The following is a 26,081-nucleotide window of genomic DNA, read 5'->3' as shown; positions in this document are numbered from 1 at the left end:
CTTGGGCAAATTATCGCAGCTAAAGCTGACCGGCTAAAGCCGGTGGTTTAAACCTTATGATGGATAATTAACCCACTATGCCCTTGCATTGGCGGAATTAACGGGAGCAGCTCTATGACAAGCTATTGGCAGGAAACCATGGAACAGGCAGTCACTGTACGTCGCCAGTTACATGCCGATCCCGAACCTAGCTGGGAGGAAACGCGAACCGCCGAAAAGATACGCCAGATATTGACGGCAATGGACATCGCTTGGCGTCCCTGTGCCGATACCGGCACCGTGGCCTGGTTGAACCGATCCGGAACCAAAGCGCCGCATATCGCGCTGCGCGGCGACATCGACGCGCTTTCCATCCACGAGCAGTCCGGCAAGGATTGGTGCTCGCGCCAGACGGGATACATGCATGCCTGCGGCCACGATGGTCATACCGCCACACTCCTCGCTACCGCGCGCTGGCTCAAACATCATGAACAACGACTGCCCGGTCCCGTCACCTTGCTGTTTCAACCGGCCGAGGAAGGCGGTCACGGCGCCAAGCGCATGATAGAGGAAAGCGCCTTGGAAGGCGTCGACGAAATCTATGGTTGGCACAATTGGCCGGCGCTGCCGTTCGGCAAACTGGTCTGCCCCGATGAGCTGGTCATGTGCGGAAACGGCACCTTCGTCATTACATTGACAGGCGTAGGCGGTCATGCCAGTCAGCCGGAACTGTGCCGTGATCCGGTGCTGGCGGCCGCCGCAGTCGTCATGGCTCTGCAACAGATCGTCGCCCGCCGTCTTGCGCCGCAACAAGCCGTCGTGGTCAGCGTCACATCGATAGAAGCGCCCAGTCAACCTACCGTCATTCCGCAACGGGCCGTGTTGCTTGGTAGCATACGCGTGCCCAACCGTACCAGCCGCGACCGGGCCAACCAACTGATTCGCGAAATCAGCCGGCAAACCGCGCAAAGCTACGGCGTCGACTGCGAGGTAGAAATTCTGCCGCGCTATGACGCCACCATCAATCATCCGACACAGGCCGCCCGCGTTCGCAATCTTTGGCAAGAGGAATTCGGCACCGATGGTTTGGACCGGCAAATCCCTCTTCCCATCATGGCCTCGGAGGACTTTCATTATTACTTGCAGGAAATTCCCGGAGCCTTTGCCTTAATCGGCTCCGACGACGGCCAGGATCACGCCTACCCCTGCCACAGCCCCCACTACGATTTCAACGATCGTTTAATACCCTACGTCACGCGCCTGTTCGCGCGCCTGGTGGGCGCACCCGTGCCCCCTTCAACCAAAGGAGATCAATATGAGCATATTCGATGAGCGAGAATCCGAGATCCGAGCCTATTGCCGGCTCTATCCGGTGGTATTCGACAAAGCCAGCAATGCCCGGCAAACCGACGAGGACGGCAACGAATACATCGATTTCTTCGCCGGCGCCGGCGTGCTCAATTTCGGCCATAACAACGAGCGCATGAAGCTAGCGGTCATCGATTATATCCAAAACAACGGCGTCACCCATAGCCTCGACCTGCACACCACCGCCAAGCGCCGTTTCATGGAACGATTCGTTCAAGTCATACTGGAACCGCGCGGCATGCCTCACAAACTGCAATTCATGGGGCCCACCGGCACCAACGCGGTCGAGGCCGCGCTAAAACTTGCCCGCCGCGCCACCGGCCGGCGCGAGATCGTCGCCTTCAGCCACGGTTTTCACGGCATGACGCTCGGCGCGCTCAGTTGCACCGCCAATCAGCATTTTCGCGCCGCGGCCGGCGTGCCGTTGGAGCATGTGCGCCATTTTCCGTTCGGCTGCGAGAAAATGTGCCCGGGTTGCCAATTAGGCTGCGGCATGGCCAGTATCGAGCAGTTGCGCGCCTATTATCTCGACAGTTCCAGCGGTATCACGCCACCGGCGGCATTCCTGGTGGAAACGATACAAGCCGAAGGCGGGGTCAAGGTCGCCAGTAAAACCTGGCTGCAAGCTCTGGAAAAACTGGCGCGGGAGCTCGATTCATTGGTGATCGTCGACGAAATCCAAGTCGGCTGCGGCCGCACCGGGTCGTTTTTCAGTTTCGACGATCTCGGTATCGACCCGGACATCATCTGCCTAGCCAAGGGAATCGGCGGCATGGGCACGCCAATGGCGATGAACCTGGTCAAACCGGAAATCGACCAACACTGGTCGCCGGGCGAACACACCGGGACTTTCCGCGGCCAGGATTTGTCCTTCGTCGCCGGCGCCGAGGCATTGGCTTATTTCGAGGACGACAGTCTAATGCAGGAAGTCCGCAGCAAAAGCCGAATCATGAACGAAGCCATGACCGCCCTGGAAAAACGCCATACAGCAGTCGAGATCAGCGGCAAGGGAATGATCATCGGGCTCGATGTCGGCGACGGCAACCGGGCCAAGGCCATCGTCGAAGAATGCTTCCGGTCCGGGCTGCTGATCGCCAGCTGCGGCACCGGCGGACGAGTCGTCAAATTGATTCCTCCGTTGACGATTCCCGAAGACGACCTGAAAGACGGCTTGGACATTTTGCTAAGCGCAACCGATAAAGTAATGGAGGCCGCATGAAACAACGTGACGACATGACCTTTCCTTTCGAGGAATATCAGCGCCGTTTGACCGAACTGCGCCAGCGCATAGAACAACGGCATCTGGATGCGGTGGTCATCAGCGATCCGGAAAACATCATGTATTTGACCGATTACCAAACCACCGGCTATTCCTTTTTCCAGGCGCTGGTCATCCCGTTGGACGACGAACCCTTCATGATTACGCGGGCGATGGAGGAATCCAATATCATCGCCCGCACCTGGGTCGAACGCACCCGCCCCTATCCCGATACCGGCGACGCGATACAAATGCTGGTCGATGCCTTGAAGGAATTCGGTCTGGCCGACAAACGCATCGGCTATGAACGCAACAGTTACTTCTTCCCCGCCTATCAACAGGACCGTGTGCATACGACGCTGACCGAAGGCAAACTGCTGGATTGTTTCGGCATCGTCGAACAAGGCCGTATCCGCAAGTCCGCGGTCGAAATCGAACTGATGCGCAGGGCCGCTGCGGCGACCGAGGCCGGCATGCGGGCCGGCATCGACGCCTGCGAGGTCGGCGCCAGCGAAAACGACATCGGCGCCGCGATCAGCGCCGGCATGTTCCGAGCCGGCGGAGAACCGCCTTCGGTCATGCCCTACGTCACCTCCGGCCCGCGAACGATGATCGGCCACGCCACCTGGGAAGGCCGCTGCATTCAGGCCGGCGAACATGTATTCCTGGAAGTCGGCGGTTGTTATCGCCGCTACCATACCGCAATGATGCGTACCGTGGTTTTAGGTAAATTATCCGACTCGATGTACAAAGCCCAGGAGCGGATGAAGCAGGCGCTGGATGCGGTTCATGAATTTGTTCAGCCGGGCATGACCGTCTCTGACGTGGACAACCTGGTTCGCAACATCATTTCCCATAACGATGTCGGCGCACAGCTGATTACTCGCTCCGGTTATTCGATCGGCATCGCTTTCCCGCCGAGTTGGGACGAAGGCTATATCGTGAGTCTGAAACAAGGTGACTCGACCGTGTTGGAACCCGGCATGACCTTCCATATCATCCCTTGGATGTGGGGCGTGGACGGCGACAAAACTTGCGGGATCTCGGATACCATTCATATCACCGAAGACGGTTGTGAATCATTCTTCACGCTGGAGCGAGATTTTGTCGTGAAGCCGGCCAAGGCCAATAAAAAGTCACTTAGCGTAGAAAAGACCCCGCCTCAGCAAACTTCTAACAAGAAAGTCGTCGAAGAGGCCGTCACTAGTACATAACAAAAGGAGGTTACCATGCTGATCGCAACCAATCCCTACACCGGTGAAAAAATAGCCGAATACCCCAGCCTGAACGAAACCCAATTGCATGAACGCATCGCTTTGGCTTACCAGGCCTTTCCCGCTTGGCGCGCGACAACTTACTCGGAAAGAGCCGAGGTGTTACGCGCCGTGGCCACCGTACTTCGAGAACATAAAAGCCGATTGGCCGACCTGATGGCCGATGAAATGGGCAAACCGGTCAAGGAAGGCGGCCCCGAGGTGGAAAAAGCGGCCTTGTGCGCCGACCACTACGCCGAACACGCGGCAGACTACCTGGCCAACGAGGTATTGGCTTCCGACGCCTCGCTCAGTTATGTATGTTATCAACCGCTCGGCACCATCCTCGGCATACTGCCCTGGAACGCACCGCTGTGGCTGGCGTTCCGTTTCCTAGCCCCGGCGTTGATGGCAGGCAATACCTGTGTCTTGAAACACGACCCCCATGTCCCCGGATGCGCCGCCGCGATCGTCGAAGCCTTTGCCATGGCCGGCGCACCGCACAATATCGCGGTCAATCTGCCGGTGACCACGCCATCGGTTGCAGCGGCGATACGAGACCCCCACATCGCCGCCGTCTCTTTCACCGGTTCCAGTGCCGGTGGCAGTAAAGTCGCCGCGCTAGCCGCCGCGGAACTGAAACCCTCGGTTTTGGAACTGGGCGGGTCCGACCCCTGTATCGTACTGGCAGACGCGGACCTGGAACGCGCCGCCGATGTTGTGACATTGTCGCGCATCATCAACGCGGGCCAGTCCTGTATCGCGGCCAAACGAGTCATCGTCGAACAAAGCATCCACGATGACTTCGTCCAGCTCCTGAAAACTCGCCTGGAAAAACTGAAGTTAGGCGACCCGCGTTCATTCGATAGCGACATCGGCCCGCTGGCCCGCGACGATCTTAGACGGAATTTACACCGTCAAGTCAGCGAAACGATCGCGGTCGGGGCCCAATGCCTGCTTGGCGGCGAAATCCCGGCGACTCCCGGTTTTTTTTACCCGGCGACGCTGTTGACTGGCGTAACGCCAGAAATGGCCGCATTCCGCGAGGAAACCTTCGGCCCGGTCATGACCGTCATAGCCGCCGACGATTTCGGGGCGGCAATAGGCCTGGCCAATGACACCGATTACGGCCTCGGCGCCAGCATATGGACGGAGAACGACGAATTGGCGCAACGCGCGGCTAAACTGCTGAATGCCGGGCAAGTCGCCGTCAACGGTATCGTCAAAACCGACCCGCGCCTGCCCAGCGGCGGCATCAAACGTTCCGGCTATGGCCGTGAGCTGGGGCCTCATGGCATCAAAGAGTTTGTCAATGCCAAGCAAGTTTGGATCAAATAAAATCCTTCCGCAAAGCGACGACGAAACCCAATATCTGTAAAAATGGGATAAATGTTAATGATATGATTCGACCTTGAGCCAACATTGAAAATTCGACTTCAATTATCCTTTTGCATGTTGACAGAGTCCGTATTTCAAAATGCTCATTCACCATCGTCAAGATAACTTCGGTCGCCCCTACCCGCTTATGTCCGGTTATAATACGCATTATCGAATCCGTGACACGCGACTGCCTTCAAGGCTGACTGCGTCCAGCCCAAAAGGCCATCGTTTCATGACAAGCATGTTGAGTATCAAACCGGAATCGACGTCTTCCCTAACCTCGAAACGTTAAAAACAGTATGTAGGAGCGACTGCAACATGACCGCCGAATTCTTGATTTACCTTGTAGTGCAGATTGTCGGAACCGGAGCCGCATTCTATCTCGCCTATCGATCCTTCCAAAAACGCCGCATTCAGTTAGGCGCCGAACCGACCCTGCCTCAATACTTCATTCGCAGAAGCACCTACTGGATAGGCATCGCATCGTACTGCACATCAATGGCGATCCTGTATTTATTACTGACCTGGCAGTGGCTCCCACTGGAACCGTTGGTCACGCTGATCGTGAAAAACCTGCGTTCGCAAGAATTGGTAAACCTGCTGAACGGTTTGGACGGCAGCACGATTATCCCGTTGATTGCCGCCGGCCTGTTTCTTTTTCTTATCTCGTGGGAAATCAAACTCAATCCCATCCTTATCCTGCGGGACAGCATTCATGATGCGTTTGCCATACCGACCAAAGCGGTCGAGGTTTACAATGCTTTGATAGCATCGAGACTCTCAGCGGTCGACGACGATTTGAAAAAACGCATTGCCGACCGCCTCCTCGTGGCGAGTATCGACCCCGGCGATTTCGATAAATCCAGTAATACCGTCGAATATAAATGGGCGCATAACTGTCTTCTTTTCGACCAAATCCAAAATTACGCCAACCAAAACTCGTTTCGTCGTTTGTTTAATGAGCCGTCTCTGAAATGGGGAACGATCTGTATCTCTTACAATGAAATGTCCGAGAAAATCGCGGTCTGGAAGGAAGCGGAGCCTCATTACACCAAGACGGTAAAATTGATTAAGGAACTCGATCAGCTCACCGGCCTGCTCTGCCGGCTGCTCGCCTGCCTAGTGGTATTCGGCAGCGCCAGCGAAGACGACATCTGGCGGACGGTGAAACAACTTGGCGGCAATGTTCACGAAGCCCGCCTGAAACACACCTATAAATACGTCATGCTGTTCACGGCCGCGGCCACCATCGGCGTCATGCTGGGTCGGGAAATTTCGGTTTTTCTACACAATACGTTTCTTTATCCCAACCAACCGTTAGAACATTTCGATGACACCACGCTACGCTGGATCGCCTATGTCATTCCGATGTATGTCCTACCGATCACACTGGTTTTTATCTCGCGAACCCTGACCTTCCGGCGGCAAAAAGAACAGTCCGACCGCTATTACGGTTTTTACATGACTATGATGATTCTAGGGTTCATCGTCAGTACGACGGCATCGGTCCTGGTTCTTGAGTTAACCTTGTACCATCGTGAAGATTTCAATTTTCTGGAAAGCTTCATTCAACATATGCGCTGGGGCATTCTACCCGCTTTAGTGTGTGGTTTCGTGGCCTATCGAATGGATACGCCCGCCAGTGAGTCGGAAACTCTACCCGAAATTATACTGGGTGCCGTGTTGCGTTTTATCGGCTGGGGTTTCGTCGCTGTTGTCATCATGCTTTATACGACCGACGATTTGACCCTGGATGAACCGAATCTGCGCTTTACCCTGGTGGGCACGGCCTTTTTCGTCATCGGCCTGATAGGCGCTTCCGCTCGCTTCAAAACAGCCAGGCCGGAGGATTAACGAATTGGGGAGAGTTTAGGGGGCCTACCTGAATATTTCGACGGCGCTTGCTTTTCGATACAAGAATACGCGTTATCGTCTTAACCCTCCATCGTATATTCACCCGCATCTATTATTCCTTCGAGAATACCGAACAATTGCCGAGGCGTCACCAAACTCCCTCGGCCTGTTTCGCGCGGCATCACTTCCAATACCACGTCATTCTGTTCCAACCGCGTCAATGTCCTTTCCATGAAGAACTCCAACGATTCGGCCACGGGAATCATGACTTCCCAGTCGCCTACGGCCGCTTCCTCGGCATAACGTTTATAGGCGAAAAGCGGCTGGATTTCCCGGCCGTCCCGCCCGTAGGTCATCCAATAGGCGCCTCCTTCCTTGAGCCCCCACACTTCTTCGGTCTCATAAACCCGGGAAATGAAATATTCCAGTAATTGTGCATCCGTCATAGCCGGAATTGCAGCATATTCGTCTTCGTAAGGTTCGTAACGCATCGTAAAACCATTTACCTTTAACAAGATATATCCTAACAGCAATATCTGAACCAACAAACCGCCGCCTTTTTAATCAATGAGATAACCGACTTTTGCAAAAATTTATCGGCTTAACCCGAACGCGGCATAGTACAATAATGTACGGTTGTGTGATACCTGACAAAATCTAACATGCGTTGCCCTGCCGTCTAAAATCATGGCGATAAAAATCATTTCCGGTGGACAAACCGGCGTCGACCGGGCTGCGTTGGACGCAGCCTTGTCCGCCAATGTTCCCTGCGGCGGTAGCTGTCCGGCCGGCAGGATGGCCGAGGATGGCAATATCCCATACCATTATCCTGTAGTCGAACTGGCCGGCGCCGACTATGACCGAAGAACCGAACAAAACGTCATCGACAGCCATGCGAGCCTGATCATTTATTTTTCGCATCTATTCGGCGGAACGCTCAAAACGCTCGAGTATTGCCAACAACACCGCAAGCCTTATTTGTTGCTCGACGGCGATTCGGTCAACAGTTCACAGGCCGCGCAACGCATAACGGATTTTGTCCAGCGCCACTCGGTTGCCTGCTTGAATGTGGCGGGCCCCAGAGCTAACGATGCAGAAAATGCCTATGAATTCACGCTGCAAGCGGTAAAAAAATTTTTAGCAACCCGATAGTTGCAGTTATCCCTTTGTTCGGTATCATGGTTTTATTTTTTTTTACGAGTTTTACCAAACGCTGATAATGAATCCATCCAACCGGGAAGAAGAGCAAGAAGTGATTTGCGATTGCAGCGGCACGACCGCAGCGAAAATCAAGCAATTGATTGACCAGGGCGTCGACAATTTGGAGCGGATTTCGAGAATCACCGGCGCCTGCTCCGGCTGCGGATCGTGCGACAGCACGGTGATGGAATTATTGGAAGAACACGCCAAATCAGATTGCGGCACTCATTAAAAAATCCGCTACAATTCAAGATCCGCCGCAGAACTTACAGATTGCCGGCAATTATTCCTCAGCGTAACCCGCTTGCGTGTAAAAAAACGGAGCCCGAAGGCTCCGTTTCCTTTTTATTCTTCCGAAGCAACACTGATTTTCTTCGGCTTGACCGCTTCCCGTTTGGGGATGACAATTTCCAGCACGCCGTTTTTGGACTTGGCGCTGATGCCTTCTGGGTCAGCGGTATCCGGCAGGCTGAAACGGCGGTAGAAGGAACCGTAGGAACGCTCGATGCGTTTATAGCCTTTCTCCTCGGTCTTGGACTCGCTTTCCTTCTCGCCTTTGATCGTCAACACGCCATCTTCCATGCTGACATCGATTTCTTCCGGCTTGACGCCAGGAATATCGGCATGCAGCACGAAACGATCGGATTCTTCCTTGATATCGACGGCCGGCGCCCATTGCGCAGTGGCGATAGAGCCGCCTTCGGCATCGCCTTCATGCATGCGCTCCAGCTCGCGTTGTAGTTGATTCAACAGGTTCCAGGGTTCATAACGGACTAAAGCCATAGTTTCCTCCCATCCTTAATAGGACATTGAGTGTTATTAAATAAGGGCACGGCACATAGCCGCACCCCTGTAACCAAAGGAAAGCTTTCTTTACCCGTATATATGGTAGCGTTTTTTTAAATTTCAACCCACCCAAACGCGCGCGTTTCTGAACATGCGCATCCAGGCGCCGTCCTCGCGCCAGTCGTTCGGATGCCAGGAATTCTGCAGCGCCCTGAAACAGCGCTCCGGATGCGGCATCATGATCGTAAAACGACCGTCGGTCGTCGTCAGGCCGGTGATACCAAGCGGCGAACCGTTCGGATTGGCCGGAAAATCGGTTGCCACGTTGCCGTAGTTATCGACATAACTGAGCGCCACCTGCGCCTCTTCCGGACTGCCGGAAAATTCGGCGCGCCCTTCTCCGTGCGCAACCACGACCGGCAGCATCGATCCTGTCATACCGGCGAAGAAGATCGACGGCGATTCCTGCACCTTGACCATCGCGACGCGCGCCTCGAACTGCTCGGAATCGTTGCGCTTGAAGGCCGGCCAGTGCTCGGCGCCGGGGATGATTTCCTTAATGCCGGACATCATCTGGCAACCGTTGCAAACGCCCAGGCCGAAGGTATCGGGACGCTTGAAGAAGGCCGCGAACTGCTCGCGCGCCCTATCGTTGAACAGAATCGACTTGGCCCAACCGCCGCCCGCGCCCAACACGTCGCCGTAGGAAAAGCCGCCGCAGGCCACTAAGCCTTTGAAATACTGCAAGTTCACGCGACCATGGATGATGTCGCTCATGTGCACGTCGATGGCCTTGAAACCGGCGCGGTCGAAGGCCGCCGCCATTTCGACATGGCCGTTGACGCCCTGCTCGCGCAGGATCGCGACTTTGGGCCGTTCGGCGTTGCTGAATGCGGCCGCGACATCGTCATTGACGTCGAAGCTCAATTGTGCCGACAGGCCCGGGTCGTTGTCGTCGGCGATACGCTCGAACTGTTGTCTGGCGCAGTCCGGATTGTCGCGCAAGGCCTGCATCCGGTAGCTCAGTTCCGACCAGCATTGCTGCAGTTCGGCGCGATTGTTGCTGTAAAGCAGCTGGCCGTTATGGCTGATCTTCAGCGTCTGATTATCGGTCACCCGGCCGATCTCGAACGTGCAATGGCCCAGTCCGGACAACAACAGCGCATTCAGAACCTGTTCGCGGTCTTCCTTGGCGACCTGAATCACCGCGCCAAGTTCCTCGTTGAACAAGGCCGCCAGCGCGTCGTCGCCCAGCAAATTCAGATCGAGATCGACGCCCTTGCGGCCGGCGAACAGCATTTCCGTGACGGTGGCAAGCAAGCCGCCGTCGGAACGGTCATGGTAGGCCAACAGTTTGTCCTGCACGTTCAGGGTTTGAATCGCGGTGAAAAAGGCTTTCAACAGGGCCGGGTTGACGTCCGGCGCTTCGTTGCCCAATTGCTTGTAGACTTGGGCCAAGACCGAACCGCCCAGACGGTTCTTTTTCTCGCCAAGGTCGATCAACAGCAATACGCTGTCCCGGTCTTGCAGTTGCGGCGTCAACGTGCGGCTGACATCGGCCACCGGCGCGAAGGCCGTGATAATCAACGACAACGGTGACGTCATCGTCTTCTCGCCGTCCTCGTCTTGCCAGACCGTCTTCATCGACAGTGAGTCCTTGCCGACCGGAATCGAGATACCCAATTCCGGGCACAGTTCCAGGCCGACTGTCTTGACGGTGTCGAACAGGGCCGCATCCTCGCCTTTGCTGCCGGCTGCCGCCATCCAGTTGGCCGAAAGCTTGACCTGGCCCAGTCCGTCGATGCGGGTCGCGGCCAGGTTGGTCAAGGCCTCGGCGATCGCCATGCGGCCCGAGGCCGGCGCATCGATCAAGGCCAGCGGCGTGCGCTCGCCCATCGCCATCGCCTCGCCGGTCACGGCATGGAAACCGGAGGCGGTCACTGCGACATCGGCCACCGGCACCTGCCACGGACCGACCATTTGGTCGCGCACCACCAGACCGGTCACGGATCGGTCGCCGATATGGATCAAAAAACTCTTGTCGGCCACGGCCGGAAACGCCAAGACCCGTTTGACCGCCTCGTCCAGCGTCACATCCGTCAGATCCAACGCCGACAAGACCTTGTCTTCGTGAGTCACGTCCCGGTGCATTTTCGGCGGCTTGCCGAACAACACCGACATCGGCAGGTCGACCGGCTTTCCGCCCAGCCACTTGTCGCTCAGGGTCAGATGCTCTTCGTCGATGGCTTCGCCGATCACCGCATACAGACAGTGTTCGCGCTCGCAGAAGACCTTGAATTGGTCCAGCGATTCGGGCTTGATCGCGACGACATAGCGCTCCTGCGCTTCGTTACACCAGATCTGCATCGGCGACATGCCTTTGTCGGCGTTTTGCACGTCGCGCAGCTCGAAGCGCCCGCCTCGGTCGCAGTCGTGGATGATTTCCGGCACCGCATTGGACAAACCGCCGGCACCGATATCGTGGATCGAGATGATCGGCGTCTGATCGCCCAGGGAATTGCAATGATTGATCACTTCCTGGCAACGCCGCTCCATTTCGGGATTTTCCCGCTGCACCGAGGCGAAATCCAGTTCCTCAGCGCTTTCGCCGGAAGTTTGCGACGAGGCCGCACCGCCACCGAGGCCTATCAGCATGGCCGGCCCACCGAGGATGATGATCAGCGCCCCGGCCGGTATCGGTTGTTTATCGACCAGCATCGGCCGGATATTGCCCATGCCGCCGGCAATCATGATCGGCTTGTGATAGCCGCGATAGACATTGGCCTCGCCGGTTTCCGAGGGTTGTTCGAAAGTACGGAAATAACCGGCGATATTCGGACGGCCGAATTCGTTGTTGAACGCGGCGCCGCCGATCGGGCCTTCGAGCATGATGTCCAAGGCGGAAGCGATGCGACCCGGCTTGCCGAAATCTTCTTCCCAGGGTTGTTGGTAACCGGGAACTTTGAGATGCGACACGCTGAAACCGGTCAAACCGGCCTTGGTCGCAGAACCCCGTCCGGTCGCGCCCTCGTCGCGGATCTCGCCGCCGGAACCGGTCGCCGCGCCCGGATGCGGGGAAATCGCGGTCGGATGGTTGTGGGTTTCGACCTTCATCAAGATATGCGCATCTTCCACGACATAACCGTATTCGTGGGTGTTGGCGTCGCGGATTAAAACCTTGGTTTTCGCGCCTTCGACCACCGAGGCGTTATCGCTGTAGGCGGACAGGATGCCTATCGGACTTTTTTCGGCGGTATTGCGGATCATCTTGAATAACGACTGCGCCTGCTCGACGCCGTCGATGGTCCAGTCGGCGTTGAAAATCTTGTGGCGGCAATGTTCTGAGTTGGCCTGGGCGAACATCATCAGCTCGACGTCGGTCGGGTTCCGGCCTAGTTCGGTGAAGCTGTCGGTCAGATAATCGATTTCGTCGTCGGACAAGGCCAGGCCCAACTCGCCGTTCGCAGCGACCAGGGCCTCCTTGCCCTGCTCGATGATCGCAACGGTTTGCAAAGGTTTGGGTTCGTGTTCCTCGAACAAATCCAGTCCCGACGCATCCTCGACCACCGTTTGAATCATGCGGTCGTGAATCAAATCGTGTAGGTGCGCTTTGCTTTCGCCCGCTAATGGATTTTTAGCGGCGACACGGTATTCGATGCCGCGTTCGATGCGCCTAACCTTGTCCAAGCCGCAACGTTCGGCGATCTCGCTGGCCTTGCTCGACCAAGGCGAAATGGTGCCCGGTCGCGGTATTACCAGGAAAGTCTCACCCTGCACCTCCTTCGTTGGGGCTGCGTAACCGTAATCCAACAAGCGTTGCAGAATATGCCGCTCTTGCACCGTTAATTCGGTTGCGGCATCGATAAAATGCACATAACGGGCCGAGACGGTTTCGATGCTTCGATCGATGGCCTGCAAATCGACCAACAATTTGTTGAGGCGGAAATGTGAAAGAGCGAAAGTTCCGGGAAATGTGATCATGAGTCTGGTATGAATGAAAGGAAATTCTGAAAAGTCCGAAGACTATTTTTTTTTCTTTGCGTCTTCGGCAAGATCTTCGTTGATCGTATCGCGCAACAGGGTCAGCAGTTTCATGGCCGCCCCCTGCGAGCGGGGCTGATCATTTTTATCCAGTACAATCACCTCGGTCATGAGTGCATTTTTTTTTGCCATTCGGATATGAAATTCCTTTTCCTGAGTAGGATCGTCCCCGAAAAAAAACACCAACTCATCCCAAAGGGCCCCGTCTTCAACCTTACGGGCTTTCGGATCGTACTGGACGTCGTAACTATACTGATCTTCATTACGGCTGAGGATTTCTATCGAATGATGACTGAGCGCCTTGCCGACATAACGCCAGGCGATCGCGATAGGCTGCTCGATACGTAAACGGGTCGCGCCACCGTCGTAATCGACCAGTTCGACCGGAATGAATGTTGGGGCGGCGGCAGGGGTGGAAGGGATGGCGGCATTGGGTATGCCGGTCGGCTGCCGATCAATGGGTTCGGCCAGCAAAGCCTTATCGCTAACGGCATTATCCTTTAGATCAGGGGGTATCTGCAGCGGCGCAATCTCGGTGGAATACTGATAGTCCTTTTCCTTATCGGGAAAATAACTCTTAATCGCCGAACAGCCGCCGAGCACCGACCCAACCGCGACCGCCAGAATCCCAATTCTACCCATCATTAACTTAAATGGCCCCAGCCTGGCGCATCGCATCGCGCACCGCGTCGTAACAGTCTTCCGTCAGCCAGGTCAACGGCAAGCGGATGCCTTTGGCCATCAGCCCCATTTCGGCGACGGCCCACTTAACCGGAATCGGGTTGGATTGGATGAAAAGCGTCTTATGCAGCGCGGCCAATTTTTTGTCGATGGCCTCGGCGATCTCGCGGTCGCCATTGATGGCCGCACTAATCATTTCATGCACCAATTTGGGAGCGACATTGCCGGTCACCGTGATACTGCCGTTACCGCCGAGCAGGCAGAATTCGCGGCTGGTGGCGTCATCGCCGGTGTACAGGGCAAAGTCATCGCCGGTCAATTCGCGAATTTGCTTGACCCGCTGCAAATCACCAGTGGCTTCCTTGACGCCGACGATGTTGCCGATACGGGCCAATCGGCCGATCGTTTCCGGTAGCATGTCACAAGCGGTGCGGCCCGGCACGTTGTAGAGAATCTGAGGAATGTCGACCGCTTCGGCGACCGCCTTAAAATGCAGATACAAACCTTCCTGGGTCGGCTTATTGTAATAAGGCGTCACCAGCAGACAGGCGTCGGCGCCCACTTCCTTCGCTCTTGCCGTCAATTCGATCGCTTCCGTCGTGGAATTGGCGCCGGTCCCGGCGATCACCGGAATTCTACCGGCGACGAAATCCACCACCGCTTTGATGACATCGCAGTGCTCTTCTTCGTCCAGAGTTGCAGACTCCCCTGTAGTGCCCACTGCGACCAGTGAATCAGTGCCTTGCTCTATATGGAACTCAACCAACTTTTTTAAGCTATCCTTGTCCACGGCCCCATCTTCTTTCATCGGTGTTACTAAAGCAACGATGCTACCTTGAATCATGCAAATCTCTCATCCACAATTAACATTAAAATCTTGCCATTATACCAAGCAAACCATAAAAACCCAGTCGCTTCGTTGAATTGTCGGCCACGGCATGCCCCTCTCTCCATTCGAATAATAATTCTATTGAAAACTACATAATTATCATATAATGAGCGGTTATCTTCGTATCAGGCGAAGTCACTTCTTTATTTTGCAGGTTTTTTCATGTCCGACTCTCATTCCCCCGCCACTTCTTCTTTTCAGGATCTTGGCTTATCGACTCCCGTACTAAAGGCACTGGAAAGCGTCGGTTACGAAACACCTTCGCCCATACAAGCGCAAATCATCCCCTTCATACTGGCCGGCCGGGACGTCCTCGGTCAGGCGCAAACCGGCACCGGCAAAACGGCGGCTTTCGCCCTGCCGGTTCTGTCGCGCCTCGACCTGTCGCAAAAAGATCCGCAAGTCTTAGTCTTGGCGCCAACCCGGGAACTGGCCATACAGGTCGCCGAAGCCTTTCAACGCTATGCCTCTCAGTTAAAGGGGTTTCATGTCCTGCCCATCTACGGCGGGCAGGAATACAGCACACAACTGCGACAATTGCGGCGCGGCGCCCATGTCATCGTCGGCACGCCTGGCCGGGTCATGGACCACATGCGCAAAGGCACGCTGAAACTGGATAACCTGAGCTGTCTGGTTTTGGACGAAGCCGATGAAATGCTGCGCATGGGCTTTATCGACGATGTCGAATGGATACTGGAACAGACGCCGGCCAGCCGGCAAACGGCGCTGTTTTCGGCGACGATGCCGGCGGAAATCCGCAAAATCGCGCAGCAGTATTTGGACAATCCCGAGCAAATCACCATCAAGGTCAAGACCACGACGGCGGAAAACATTCGCCAGCGTTACTGGTTCGTCAGCGGCACGCATAAACTCGATGCCCTGACCCGCATCCTGGAAGCGGAAAGTTTCGATGGCATGATCATTTTCGTCCGAACCAAGACCGCCACCGTCGAGCTGGCCGAAAAGCTGGAGGCACGCGGTTATTCGGCCGCCGCCATCAATGGCGACATGTCCCAGGCCTTGCGCGAACGCGCCATCGAAAGCCTGAAAAACGGCAAACTGGACATCCTGATCGCCACCGACGTCGCCGCCCGCGGATTGGATGTCGACCGCATCACCCATGTCGTCAACTACGATATCCCCTACGATACCGAATCCTATATCCACCGCATCGGCCGGACCGGACGCGCCGGCCGCAGCGGCGATGCGATTTTGTTCGTCTCGCCCCGGGAAAAACGCCTGCTGGGCAATATCGAACGGGCCACTCGGCAAAAAGTCGAGGAGATGCAGCTTCCTTCCACCGAATTCATCAATAATGCGCGCATTAAGCGATTTAAACAGCGCATCACCGATACGCTGGCGAGCGAGGAATTGAGCTTTTTCGTGCAATTGGTCGAACAATACCAGGTCGAACACGATGTGCCCGCCGTCGAGATCGCCGCCGCCTTGGCCAAGCTAACGCAAGGCGATACGCCGTTGCTGCTGAAAGAATTGCCGAAAAAAGCCCGCAAGCAGGAGGCGCAAACCAAACAAGCAAACCAACCGAAGCTGAGTCGACCCAAAAAAGAGCGGCAACAAGGCGCGCTTGCAATGGAGCAGTTTCGCTTGGAAGTTGGCAAAAGCCATGGCGTCAAGCCGGGCAACATCGTCGGCGCGATCGCCAATGAAATCGGCCTCGACGGCGAACACATCGTCAACTTGAAGATCGAGGAAAACTACAGCACCGTGGAAATGCCCGCCGGCATGCCGAAGGAACTGTTCAATGCTTTGAAAAGAGTCCGCGTCGCCGGTCAGCCGCTCAATATTTCCAGAACCGACCCCTCCTTGCTGAAAAAGGCGAAAAGCAAAAAACGCGTGGGATCGAAATCGAAGCGCGGAAAAAGCAAGTAGGCACGTGGAATACTCGTTGCGGCATCGCGAGATGACGGGGTTGCACCCCCCCTTTGAACTCAAATCCGTCCCAGCAGATAGGCCAACCACAAGGACGACAGTTTTTCCTGCACCGAGTTTTGCCGTAGCCGGGCGTGCAGATTGTCGAAATCGACCCGGTCCAGTTCCTGATCCTGGTTGTAGCAGGAATAAACGAAATAGGGTTCGCCGGTTTCCGGGTCGATATGCTTACACAGACATTGGGCACAGACCCCCTTCATCATGCACTGCATCGGCGAATTGATCGAACCGATCGCCTCGTGGTGTCTCTTGAAATATGGCTTTAGCGCACCGTAACGGGCTTGCTTGACGGCCGCCATCATCCTATCGGAACCGATCACGATCATGTGATCGACATCGTCTAAATGAATCGGCGTCGCCCCCAACCTTCCTTCGGCATAGGCCTGCATGGCTTCGATGATATTGCCGACGAAACTTTTATCCTGCGGCCGGATCGCCGGGATCGGCGTATTACCGGGAAGTTTGTCGACCGACCAGACGATCAAATCGGCCGCGGCTTCGATTTCCTCGACCTTGAACACGTCCTCGCGATTTTTGTAACCGGCGAAATAAATCACCTGGTTGCCGGCGGCGCGCAACGCCTTACCGATGGAAAACAACACGGCATTACCGAGGCCGCCGCCAATCAACAAAACGGTTTTGCCGGACGGAATATCGGTCGGCGTGCCGGTAACGCCCATGACCACGATCGGATCGCCCGTTTTCCAGGTCGCGCACAACCGCGTCGAGCTGCCCATTTCCAACGCGATCAACGAAATCAGGCCGTTGTCCTTGTCGACCCAGGCACCGGTCAGCGCGACCCCTTCCGAAGCCAGCACCGTGCCCTCCTCCACCGGCGCCAAGGTTTCGAAATTCTGCACCCGGTAAAACTGGCCCGGCGCGAACTTCCGCGCCGCCAACGGCGCCCTGACGATGACTTCGATGATGGTCGGCGTCAAGCGGTTAACCGCAACGACATAGGCGCGCAACGCATCATCCAAGCGCGCCTGGAATTGCTGCAATTGATGTTCACGTTGATCTTGCCCCGAGGGATCGAGCTTGGCAATATCCCTGGCGAACAGCTCGACGATATAGGGATATCCGTCCTTGGCGCCGGCCATCGCCTTGACCACGTTGCCGGCATAGACGGGATGATTGTCGCCGTAAAAGGAAATATATCTGCCTTGGCGATGATAGGAGGTGAATGGTGCCGGTTTACCGATCTTGGGCTGTGTCGTGTCGGCGATAGGCCGCAACTCCGGCCGGCTGCTTTCTCCTTCCGGCTCATGGCGCCGATAGAACTTGCCGTCCATCTCGAAAGTATCGGGATGCTCCGATTCGTAAATGGTATTGGGCGAGGTGCCGGCGGCAATGAACAGGCTTCGCAGTGTTACCTGCAATTCATCGATTGCCCGCCAACACCCCTCTTGCTGCTCCAGCTTCTCGAAGCGCACCGCTTGTAAATGACCGTAGGCATCGGGGATTGCTTCAAGCGGACTCAACCCTTCGGCCAGCATGATACCTTCCGCCAATGCTTCGTATATTTCCTCGTGATTTTGCCGGTAGGCAGGGGAATCTTTGATGCCTTTGCGATAAAACAGCGTCACACCCCCCCATTTCTTCAATAAAGGCAAAAAATCGGGCATTTCGCCGGCCGCTTCGGCACGGTTGCGCTCCAATTGGATCAGGCGGCCGTGCGCCAAGAATTCATCGAGAATCAAACACTCTTCTTCATCGTAACGGGCCCTGACCGCATCCTCGCCATAGACCGCCACCAACTTTTCGTAGCGGTGGAGGATTTTTGCTACCTGTACCGGATAATAAGCCAGCAGTTCGGTGGCGGTGTCGACCGCGGTCAAGCCGCCGCCGATCACGCCGGCCGGCAAGCGTACCTGCAAATTCGACAACGAAGCCTCCTTGGCCGCGCCGCTCAATTGCAAGGCCATCAAAAAGTCGGAGGCCATGCGGATGCCGCGGATCAGGTTGTTTTTCAGCTCGATGATGGTGGGCTTGCCGGCGCCGCTGGCGATGGCGATGTGGTCGAAACCTATGTCCCAGGCCTCGTTGACCGTCATCGTGCCGCCGAAACGCACGCCCCCGTAGCAGCGGAAGGCGGAGCGGCGTAACAGGTTCAGATAAATGACCTTGAGAAAGTTCTTGTCCCAGCGCACGGTAATGCCGTATTCGGCCACCCCGCCGAAACCGAGCATGACCCGCTTATCCAAATCGTCGTACAAGTCTTTGAAATCATGAATCGGTTGCGGCGGATTCTGGCCATCTCCGACTAAATATTCCGGCAACGGCTCGATCTTCAGCCCATCGATGCCGACCACGCCGAAACCTTCGTTCAACAGATAATGCGCCAGCGTATAACCGGCCGGCCCCATGCCCGCCACCAACACGTTTTTGCCGTTGTAAGGCAAGGCGCAGGGGCGTTTGACATTCAGCGGATTCCAGCGCGTCAACAGACTGTAGATCTCGAATCCCCAGGGCATGAACAATACATCGGTCAACACGTTGGTTTCGATTTGCGGGATGTTGACCGGTTCGGTTTTCTGGTAGATGCAGCCCTTCATGCAGTCGTTACAGATGCGATGACCGGTGCCGGGGCACATGGGATTGTCGACTATGATCAACGCCAGCGCGCCGATATTGTCGCCCTGACGCTTGACAAGATGCATCTCGGAAATCTTTTCCTCCAGTGGACAGCCGGTAATGGTGACGCCCAGGGGATTGCTCTTAAAACTACCGTCTTTCTTGTTTTTCATCCCTTTGGCGTAGGAATCGGTGGCGCGACCATGACAATAGATGCAATGATCGACTTCGTATAAAACCCGACGCTGATCGAAACGCTTGTCGGTCAGGGCGAAACCGTCGCGGCGACGGTGGTGATAAGGCGCAGCGGTCCAAGCCCGGTAACCCGACTGCGGAATGGTGGCATGTTCCACCAGATTATTGAAATCGGTTTTCTTCGGCGTCTTGAAACTGACCCAGTCACTGACAAATTCCTTTACAACGGGATCTAACAACGCGGCATAGCTCCAGCGACGAATGATATCCAGCAATATTTCGGAAAATTCCACCGGACTTTCCGCTTGCAACGTATCGCCCAGCACGGCAACCGTCTCGGCCCTGGAATGCAGGCGTTGTTTAAAAACCGTCATGTCTTCAACTTTGCGCAATTGCATCAAATCGGCCACCAATTGGCCCAGCGACGCTTCCGGGTCATGTTGCCAGGCAACGGGACTGATCATGGCGGCAATCAACCGGTCGAAGCGTTGACGACTAAACAACCACCCGCTCAAGCGGGTGGGTTCCAATAACGGACTGAAAGTCCGGATACGCGTCGACTAAACGACGCGTCTTAGTCGGGCTCCATCTTGAAATTATCGTTTGGATTAGGTTCAAAGTGATGCTCCAAATATTGCTTTATCATCTCATCAGTCATTTGCCCCACTGTGGCGCAAAAATAACCGCGGGCTCAAAAATGTCGACCCCAATATCGCTTTTTCAAGTGCGGGAACTCTTCGAACAGATAGCTCGAAGTTCGTCCCTTGATTCGCCTCATGATTTCGCTTGGGGCCATAGTCGGCGGCGCACTCACCAAAATGTGCACATGATCTTTGCTCACGACACCTTTGATAATCCGTATCTCAAAGGCTTCGCATGTCTGCCGCACCAAGTCTCTCACTCGTTCGGCTATTTCATCCTTCAGCACTTTATAACGATACTTCGTAACCCAAACAAAATGATACTCAATTTGGTAAACCGTATGGCTGCCGTATCTATAGTCCATCGCCACCTCCTTGGGCAAATTATCGCAGCTAAAGCTGACCGGCTAAAGCCGGTGGTTTAAACCTTATGATGGATAATTAACGCGCTATCCCAGTTTTCGGCATCTTCGTGTTGAAAGTGCTTGTCCAGCTTGGCAACGACCTCATTACGATAAACAAACACCGTATCGAATTCTTGACGTATGTGCTTGACTTGATTGATACGGTCTTCATCCACATCGAACAACCGGGCTACGAATTGCCCGACCAACGGCGCCATTTTGACCAGCAATTCGGAAACATTGACCGGATCCATCCCATTGCCTTGACAGCTACGGTAATGCTCGTATTCGGAAAATAAACTGGGGTCGTGGTGCCTTACCGAGCGATCGAACAAAGCCAACAAATCCTGCAACCGGTTGGCATCGTATAAATCGCCATAGCTGAAACCGGTCAATCCCAGTTTTAACGAATGGTTATTGGCGAGCTTTCGCATGGCTGTTTTCCTACATTGGCACAAAGAGATCGTTCAGTTATTAAGGCTCATTCCCGACCAGCAATTCTCAGTTTGAGCATTTTAGCGGTGTTTAGGGCCTGAGGCGTGTCTGTCGAGGAACGCCGTGAACCCGTCCTTGGGGGCTTGACGGCGGCATCCTCGCCAAACACCCCCAAGCCCTCTCTGTTATCCAAATTGGGAATTGCTGCATTCCCGACACGCTAAATCTCTTCCTTGGGATTGGCCCTATTATTTTTGTCCACCAGTGTTTGAATAACCCCCTCGAGCGAACCGGTTTGGGCGATTTCTTGGTTGAAAGTCGAACGATAGTTCGTCACTAAACTGACGCCTTCGATGATAATATCGTACACCTTCCATTCGCCTTGCTTAGTGAGCAACATCCGGTAATGAATATTGACAGGCTGTTTACCCGGTTGATGGACTTGGGTTTTTACGATGGTCTTACGATCATCCTTGGTATCGTTATAGGGTTTGAAGGTAAGAGTCCATTCCTTGTATTCAAGAAATGCCCGAGTATAGGTACGTACCAACAGTATTTTGAATTCCTGCATAAAACGCTGCCTTTGTTCCGGCGTCGATTTACGGATATTCTTGCCTAAAACCAGCAGCGATACCCTACGCATATCGACGAATTTGGTTACGATACCATCGACGAATTTTGTCGCCTTGGCGAAATCATTTTGATAGGCCGGCTGTTGCAGCGTCTTTTCGATTTGCTCCGAGCTGGTTTCGATGACTTGCCGCGCTTGGGCGACATCCTCGGTCGCCGGAGCCGCGGAAGACATCACGATGAGTCCCCAAAAAAACAACGGCAGCAATGGTTTGTTAATCATAATTATCTCCAGAATAAATAGAGTATTGCCCCTTTCCTAGGCAAAATAAAAGAATCATTTCGTCACGCCTTATTTTTCTTTTATATCTTATTGTTAGTAAAGCTGCAGTTACTCATAAAGCCAATGGCCGATCGACTACAACTATATCGTTAGTTCCGGTGCATCGAAACAAATTTAATGGCGAATTCTTAATCACACTTTAATTGCACGTTGCGGGAAAAAAAATCAGCCGGGATCTTCAAACAACCATTACGAAATCTTGCTGTTCAGTAATTGGACAGACTGCCATCCCCGGAGTTTTTTGTATTGTGTTTTCAACAAATTGAGACGCACTTAACAATTAAATTCGGCGAATTATATTAGCCTCCAATTTTGGTGTTTATTTTTTTCCATGTTTTCACAACAGCAGAAAAAGGAAACACAGGTCTGCATTTAGAACTCGCCATTAATGCTTAAGTGTTCAAACGCGCTTATCACCTTCTTCGATCCCTAACAAAACAACTATAACCAAGCAGTTGGCATTGTTTTCATAAAAGGATAAGTGAACGGGTTCCGATTATGTTCTTCATTAACTCGAAAAGAATTTTTCGCGACGCCAATGCCACAGCCCCTGGAAGCATCAAGGAATTTCTGCTGTTATTTCTTCCGATCTGTATATTAGTTGCGGCAAGGACATGGCTATTAGGCGACTCACGCCTTCAGACGGAATTGTCCATGGTTAAGGCTGAAGAAGAAGCTATGTGGACCTCGGCATGAGCCGCCTCGACCAGGCGTTAGCCATACCGATCCGTCATCTACTCAGTCTGAACCATGAACAACCGGTGCGAGGTGTGTATGAGGCCTTGACAAAAACGGATCCCAAACCGATGGAGAACGCCTTTATCTCGCTGATGTCGCGCAATCCTAGTTACGACAAGGCGCGCTGGATCGACCAGCATGGCATCGAACGGATCAGGGTAAATAACAGAAGGGGAACACAATACCTGGTACCTGGCAACGAGTTGCAAGACAAACACGACCGTTATTTTTTCAAGGATGCCATGAAACTGAATCGCGGTGAAATCTACATTTCGCCTCTCGACCTGAATATGGATAACGGCAGCATCGAGGTTCCCTATAAGTCGACGTTACGCGTTGCCACGCGGCTCTTCAACGCGGCCGGTGCCGCCCGCGGCATACTCATTATCAATATCGCCGCCAGTTCCATGCTGCAAGCCTTCGTCGCTAGCGCCGGCCCAGCGGCAGACCGTTTAATGCTGCTCAATAAAGACGGTTACCGGCTCAAGAGTCCCGATTCGAGCGACGAGTGGGGATTCAAGTTCCAGCGAAACGACACCCTAGGCAGCCGGCATCCGCAGGCGTGGAAGCAAATAGCGAAACTGGATTCCGGACAAATACGCCAGCACGATGGCCTTTGGACCTGGAATACCGTTTCTCCTTTACCGGTCGGCAATAATTGGTTGGGGCATGATATCCGCTGGAAAGAGGTCTCCCATTTGCCCGCCAGCGATTTGGCCGCGCTGGCCAAACAAGTGTGGCCGGCCAAGATCGCCAGCGCCTTGATCCTGCTGGCGTTATTCGGTTTCGGCATCGCGCGACTGGTACAATCGAAGAACGCTCGCGGCGAGGCGGAAAAGGCTGCGGCACTGGCACGCAGCGAAGTGGAAGCGGCACATCGCCTGCAAGAAGCCCAGGCCAGTTTTCGAATGTTGTTCGAAGCCAATACCAGCGGCCTATTGGTGGTGAATGGCGATGGCCTAATCGTGATGGCCAATCCGGCCTTCGAGAATATGTTCGGCTATCCGCTGGCGGAAATCATCAACCGCCCCGTGGAAATACTGCTGCCCGAACAAGAGCGGAAACAACATCAGGCTCGACGCCAGCAGTATTTACGTCAGCCCAGTTCCCGCGCCATGGGCGCCGGTCGCGACCTGTACGGCACCCACAAGAACGGCAAGGTGTTTCCGATAGAAATTGGTTTGAGCCCCTATCGCGACAACGATCAAGACTTCGTGCTGGCGACGATCGTCGATATTTCCGAACGCAAACGCATACAGGACGAACTGGTTCGAATCAATGACGCCTTGGAACAACGCGTCGAAGAACGAACTGCCGAACTACAAGCGGCGCAACAGGAGGCGGAACGCCTGGCCAACATCAAGGGCAATTTCCTGGCCAACATGAGCCATGAGATACGCACCCCGCTGAATGCCATATTGGGTTTGGCCTATCTGCTGGAGCAAGCCCAGCTAGAAACGGAAGAACACGATTTGGTCAAGAAAATTCGCATCGCCGGTCGTTCCCTGTTAGGTATCATCAACGATATTCTCGATTTTTCCAAAATCGAATCCGGCCGTTTGGAAATCGAACAGACGCCCTTCCGGCTGAACGACGTACTGGATAATGTCGCCACCCTGATGTCGGTCGTCGAGTACAGCGACAATGTCGAATTACTCATTGGCCCAGCCCCGGAAGGTATGGAATTCCTGCGCGGCGACGCCTTACGACTCGAACAAATTCTGGTCAACCTGACCAGTAATGCGCTCAAATTTACCCGACACGGCAATGTGACATTAACCGTAACACCTATTACGAGAAACGATGACAAGAACGTCTTGCGTTTCAGCGTGAGCGATACCGGCCGAGGCATCGCCAAGGATAAGCAAGAGGAAATTTTTAGTGCATTCAGCCAGGAAGATACATCGACGACACGACAATTCGGCGGCACCGGTCTCGGACTGTCTATCTGCCGCCGTTTAGTACAAATGATGGGCGGCGGAATAGGCGTCAGCAGCGAGTTGGGCCAAGGCAGCGAATTTTGGTTTGAACTGCCGGTGGAAGTGATCGAGCCACTCGAATATGTGCATCCAGAAATGACTTTCCAGAACGTGCTGATCGCCGAAGATCATCCGGTCGCTCGGGAAATGCTGGCTGCCATGGTCCGTAGCTTGGGTTGGAATCCGGACGTGGTTTCCTCGGGTGAAGAAGCCATCGAACGCATCAGGGTTGGGGCGGAAAACAATAAACTTCCCGACTTAATTCTGTTGGACTGGCGCATGCCGGGCATGGACGGACTCGAAGCGGGACAGAAAATCAAGGCGATTCTAGGCGATATTCCCAACGCCCCCATCATTGTGATGGCCACGGCCCATGATCGAAATCTATTGAGGAATGAAGCGGGAACGGGGCTGGCCAGCGCCATTCTAAGCAAACCGATCACGGCATCGGCGTTATACAATGCGCTCTCCGAGGCAAGAAAAAACCTCGCCGGAAAAACCTCCACCAAGAGCCCCCTCACAGCGGCTAACGGGCGACGGCTGGAACGATTGCGTATTTTGGTGGTGGACGATAGCGAAATCAACCGCGACATGGCGAGCCGAATTCTGCAATCGGAAGGCGCCATCGTGGAGTTGGCGGACGACGGCCAATCCGCCTTGGCATGGTTAAAGAAAAATCCTCAATTAATCGATGTAATATTGATGGATGTCCAGATGCCGGTGATGGATGGCTATACCGCAACCCACGAGATCCGCCAGTCGCTGGGACTCACCGCCCTACCCATCATCGCCTTGACTGCAGGGGCTTTCAAGAACCAACAGGCTGCCGCGATGGCCGCGGGCATGAACGGCTTTATCGCCAAACCATTCGATGTAGAGGACCTGATCAGCCGATTGCAAACGTATGTCGATCAACAACAAGATGTCAAACCGGAGCCAGTCGCCCCCATACCGGCCAATCAAGACGCTGCCGATTTACTTCCGCTCATCGATATGCGTCGCGCCATGAGCAGCTGGGGAGATAATACGACCTATTGCAAATATCTGCGCAAATTTGCCGATACCCACGGTCGCGACGGCCTCGAGATCGGCGACTTGGTTAGCCAAGGCAATCTCGATATGGCGCTCGCTTTGACCCATAAATTAAAAGGAACGGCCGGCAACCTGGCAATGATGGCCGTTTGGAGTCAGGCCGAAGAAATCGAACGGATTCTTTCCACCTCAGGAGAAATGGGCAGTCGCTTGGAAAGATTACAGTCGGCTCTCGACGATACATTTTCTGAAATCCGGCGACTCACCGAAACCTCCCATTTACAGCAAGCGGAGATTTCCTGTGTAACGAACAGCGAAGCTCCCCGGCAGTGGCTGCGGGAACTATTACAGGCACTCGATAAGGACAATCCCGATGATGCGGAACCTTCGTTGCTTGCCCTGGAGAAAATATTGCCAAAACCGATGCTGGACCCTATCCGCGAACTGATTGATAACTTCGACTTTCGCGCCGCCGAGGAACAAACCAAACACCTTATGACACACTTAAAGATCGAAATGCAGGACGACTAA

The 26,081-nt window shown here is 54.5% G+C and carries 17 protein-coding genes and 1 pseudogene; 9 read left to right on the top strand and 9 right to left on the bottom strand.

Features of this window, described 5'->3' with window-relative positions; translation table 11 throughout:
• The first annotated feature begins 114 nt into the window (after positions 1-114).
• From doeB2 to EP25_RS0120475, 5 genes are all read left to right on the top strand, one after another.
• Positions 115-1,311, top strand: a complete 1,197-nt coding sequence (gene doeB2 / locus EP25_RS0120500) for a N(2)-acetyl-L-2,4-diaminobutanoate deacetylase DoeB2 (RefSeq protein ID WP_036300827.1) — start codon at positions 115-117, stop codon at positions 1,309-1,311.
• A complete protein-coding gene (locus EP25_RS0120495) occupies positions 1,295-2,566 on the top strand; it encodes an aspartate aminotransferase family protein (protein WP_031435580.1) in 1,272 nt (423 codons plus the stop codon). The genes doeB2 and EP25_RS0120495 overlap by 17 nt, the downstream gene beginning before the upstream one ends.
• Complete coding sequence (gene doeA, locus EP25_RS0120490) at positions 2,563-3,819, top strand: ectoine hydrolase (protein ID WP_031435579.1); 1,257 nt, start codon at positions 2,563-2,565, stop codon at positions 3,817-3,819. Before EP25_RS0120495 ends, doeA begins: the two co-directional genes overlap by 4 nt.
• A gap of 15 nt (positions 3,820-3,834) precedes the next feature.
• Positions 3,835-5,196 carry an NAD-dependent succinate-semialdehyde dehydrogenase gene (locus EP25_RS0120485; protein WP_031435578.1) on the top strand — a complete coding sequence of 454 codons (1,362 nt, stop codon included), beginning with the start codon at positions 3,835-3,837 and terminating at the stop codon, positions 5,194-5,196.
• Between the two features lie 360 nt (positions 5,197-5,556).
• Complete coding sequence (locus EP25_RS0120475) at positions 5,557-7,092, top strand: hypothetical protein (protein ID WP_031435576.1); 1,536 nt, start codon at positions 5,557-5,559, stop codon at positions 7,090-7,092.
• A gap of 80 nt (positions 7,093-7,172) precedes the next feature.
• Here the strand turns inward: EP25_RS0120475 and EP25_RS0120470 are convergent, their stop codons facing one another.
• Positions 7,173-7,607: a DUF2750 domain-containing protein gene (locus EP25_RS0120470; protein WP_235185966.1), complete on the bottom strand. Its 435-nt coding sequence runs from the start codon at positions 7,605-7,607 to the stop codon at positions 7,173-7,175.
• A gap of 172 nt (positions 7,608-7,779) precedes the next feature.
• Here EP25_RS0120470 and EP25_RS0120465 point away from each other — a divergent pair, with 172 nt between their 5' ends.
• Both EP25_RS0120465 and EP25_RS0120460 read left to right on the top strand, forming a co-directional pair.
• Positions 7,780-8,244, top strand: a complete 465-nt coding sequence (locus tag EP25_RS0120465; RefSeq protein ID WP_031435574.1) for a putative molybdenum carrier protein — start codon at positions 7,780-7,782, stop codon at positions 8,242-8,244.
• 67 nt (positions 8,245-8,311) lie between these two features.
• Positions 8,312-8,524 carry a (2Fe-2S)-binding protein gene (locus tag EP25_RS0120460; RefSeq protein ID WP_031435573.1) on the top strand — a complete coding sequence of 71 codons (213 nt, stop codon included), beginning with the start codon at positions 8,312-8,314 and terminating at the stop codon, positions 8,522-8,524.
• A 113-nt stretch (positions 8,525-8,637) separates the two neighbouring features.
• On the opposite strand, the gene EP25_RS0120455 is transcribed toward EP25_RS0120460, so the two are convergent.
• The 4 genes from EP25_RS0120455 to dapA all read right to left on the bottom strand — a co-directional run bounded on the left by EP25_RS0120455 (position 8,638) and on the right by dapA (position 14,644).
• Positions 8,638-9,075 (bottom strand): Hsp20/alpha crystallin family protein, encoded by a 438-nt coding sequence (locus tag EP25_RS0120455; protein WP_031435572.1) that lies wholly within the window; start codon positions 9,073-9,075, stop codon positions 8,638-8,640.
• Between the two features lie 123 nt (positions 9,076-9,198).
• Positions 9,199-13,059, bottom strand: coding sequence for a phosphoribosylformylglycinamidine synthase (gene purL / locus EP25_RS0120450; protein WP_031435571.1), 3,861 nt, complete (start codon positions 13,057-13,059; stop codon positions 9,199-9,201).
• A gap of 42 nt (positions 13,060-13,101) precedes the next feature.
• Complete coding sequence (bamC, locus tag EP25_RS0120445) at positions 13,102-13,764, bottom strand: outer membrane protein assembly factor BamC (RefSeq protein WP_031435570.1); 663 nt, start codon at positions 13,762-13,764, stop codon at positions 13,102-13,104.
• 4 nt (positions 13,765-13,768) lie between these two features.
• Positions 13,769-14,644, bottom strand: coding sequence for a 4-hydroxy-tetrahydrodipicolinate synthase (dapA, locus tag EP25_RS0120440; RefSeq protein ID WP_031435569.1), 876 nt, complete (start codon positions 14,642-14,644; stop codon positions 13,769-13,771).
• 207 nt (positions 14,645-14,851) lie between these two features.
• Here dapA and EP25_RS0120430 point away from each other — a divergent pair, with 207 nt between their 5' ends.
• The gene (locus EP25_RS0120430; RefSeq protein WP_031435568.1) at positions 14,852-16,579 is read left to right on the top strand and encodes a DEAD/DEAH box helicase; all 1,728 of its coding nucleotides are present in this window, start codon (positions 14,852-14,854) and stop codon (positions 16,577-16,579) included.
• 59 nt (positions 16,580-16,638) lie between these two features.
• On the opposite strand, the gene EP25_RS0120425 is transcribed toward EP25_RS0120430, so the two are convergent.
• The 4 genes and pseudogenes from EP25_RS0120425 to EP25_RS0120405 form a co-directional block, all read right to left on the bottom strand.
• A complete protein-coding gene (locus EP25_RS0120425; RefSeq protein ID WP_084191178.1) occupies positions 16,639-19,872 on the bottom strand; it encodes an FAD-dependent oxidoreductase in 3,234 nt (1,077 codons plus the stop codon).
• Between the two features lie 110 nt (positions 19,873-19,982).
• Positions 19,983-20,414, bottom strand: a pseudogene (tnpA, locus tag EP25_RS0120415) (IS200/IS605 family transposase).
• Between the two features lie 56 nt (positions 20,415-20,470).
• Entirely contained in the window at positions 20,471-20,887 is a 417-nt protein-coding gene (locus EP25_RS0120410; RefSeq protein ID WP_031435566.1) for a hypothetical protein, read from the bottom strand.
• Positions 20,888-21,108: 221 nt separating this feature from the next.
• Positions 21,109-21,741, bottom strand: coding sequence for an MlaC/ttg2D family ABC transporter substrate-binding protein (locus EP25_RS0120405; RefSeq protein ID WP_031435565.1), 633 nt, complete (start codon positions 21,739-21,741; stop codon positions 21,109-21,111).
• Between the two features lie 752 nt (positions 21,742-22,493).
• Here EP25_RS0120405 and EP25_RS22700 point away from each other — a divergent pair.
• Positions 22,494-26,081, top strand: a complete 3,588-nt coding sequence (locus tag EP25_RS22700; RefSeq protein WP_235185965.1) for a response regulator — start codon at positions 22,494-22,496, stop codon at positions 26,079-26,081.

This window comes from Methylomarinum vadi (genome assembly GCF_000733935.1).
In the GTDB taxonomy this organism is placed as follows: Bacteria; Pseudomonadota; Gammaproteobacteria; order Methylococcales; family Methylomonadaceae; genus Methylomarinum; species Methylomarinum vadi.
Note: the sequence above shows the minus strand (reverse complement) of the source record. Positions and strands in the feature narration are given on the sequence as shown.

Excerpts from the sequence above, each read along its gene's own strand:
- doeB2 (WP_036300827.1), top strand. The coding sequence starts at position 115 with ATGACAAGCTATTGGCAGGAAACCATGGAACAGGCAGTCACTGTACGT.
- EP25_RS0120495 (WP_031435580.1), top strand. The coding sequence starts at position 1,295 with ATGAGCATATTCGATGAGCGAGAATCCGAGATCCGAGCCTATTGCCGG.
- doeA (WP_031435579.1), top strand. The coding sequence starts at position 2,563 with ATGAAACAACGTGACGACATGACCTTTCCTTTCGAGGAATATCAGCGC.
- EP25_RS0120485 (WP_031435578.1), top strand. The coding sequence starts at position 3,835 with ATGCTGATCGCAACCAATCCCTACACCGGTGAAAAAATAGCCGAATAC.
- EP25_RS0120475 (WP_031435576.1), top strand. The coding sequence starts at position 5,557 with ATGACCGCCGAATTCTTGATTTACCTTGTAGTGCAGATTGTCGGAACC.
- EP25_RS0120465 (WP_031435574.1), top strand. The coding sequence starts at position 7,780 with ATGGCGATAAAAATCATTTCCGGTGGACAAACCGGCGTCGACCGGGCT.
- EP25_RS0120460 (WP_031435573.1), top strand. The coding sequence starts at position 8,312 with ATGAATCCATCCAACCGGGAAGAAGAGCAAGAAGTGATTTGCGATTGC.
- EP25_RS0120455 (WP_031435572.1), bottom strand. The coding sequence starts at position 9,075 with ATGGCTTTAGTCCGTTATGAACCCTGGAACCTGTTGAATCAACTACAA.
- purL (WP_031435571.1), bottom strand. The coding sequence starts at position 13,059 with ATGATCACATTTCCCGGAACTTTCGCTCTTTCACATTTCCGCCTCAAC.
- bamC (WP_031435570.1), bottom strand. The coding sequence starts at position 13,764 with ATGATGGGTAGAATTGGGATTCTGGCGGTCGCGGTTGGGTCGGTGCTC.
- dapA (WP_031435569.1), bottom strand. The coding sequence starts at position 14,644 with ATGATTCAAGGTAGCATCGTTGCTTTAGTAACACCGATGAAAGAAGAT.
- EP25_RS0120430 (WP_031435568.1), top strand. The coding sequence starts at position 14,852 with ATGTCCGACTCTCATTCCCCCGCCACTTCTTCTTTTCAGGATCTTGGC.
- EP25_RS0120425 (WP_084191178.1), bottom strand. The coding sequence starts at position 19,872 with ATGATCAGTCCCGTTGCCTGGCAACATGACCCGGAAGCGTCGCTGGGC.
- EP25_RS0120410 (WP_031435566.1), bottom strand. The coding sequence starts at position 20,887 with ATGCGAAAGCTCGCCAATAACCATTCGTTAAAACTGGGATTGACCGGT.
- EP25_RS0120405 (WP_031435565.1), bottom strand. The coding sequence starts at position 21,741 with ATGATTAACAAACCATTGCTGCCGTTGTTTTTTTGGGGACTCATCGTG.
- EP25_RS22700 (WP_235185965.1), top strand. The coding sequence starts at position 22,494 with ATGAGCCGCCTCGACCAGGCGTTAGCCATACCGATCCGTCATCTACTC.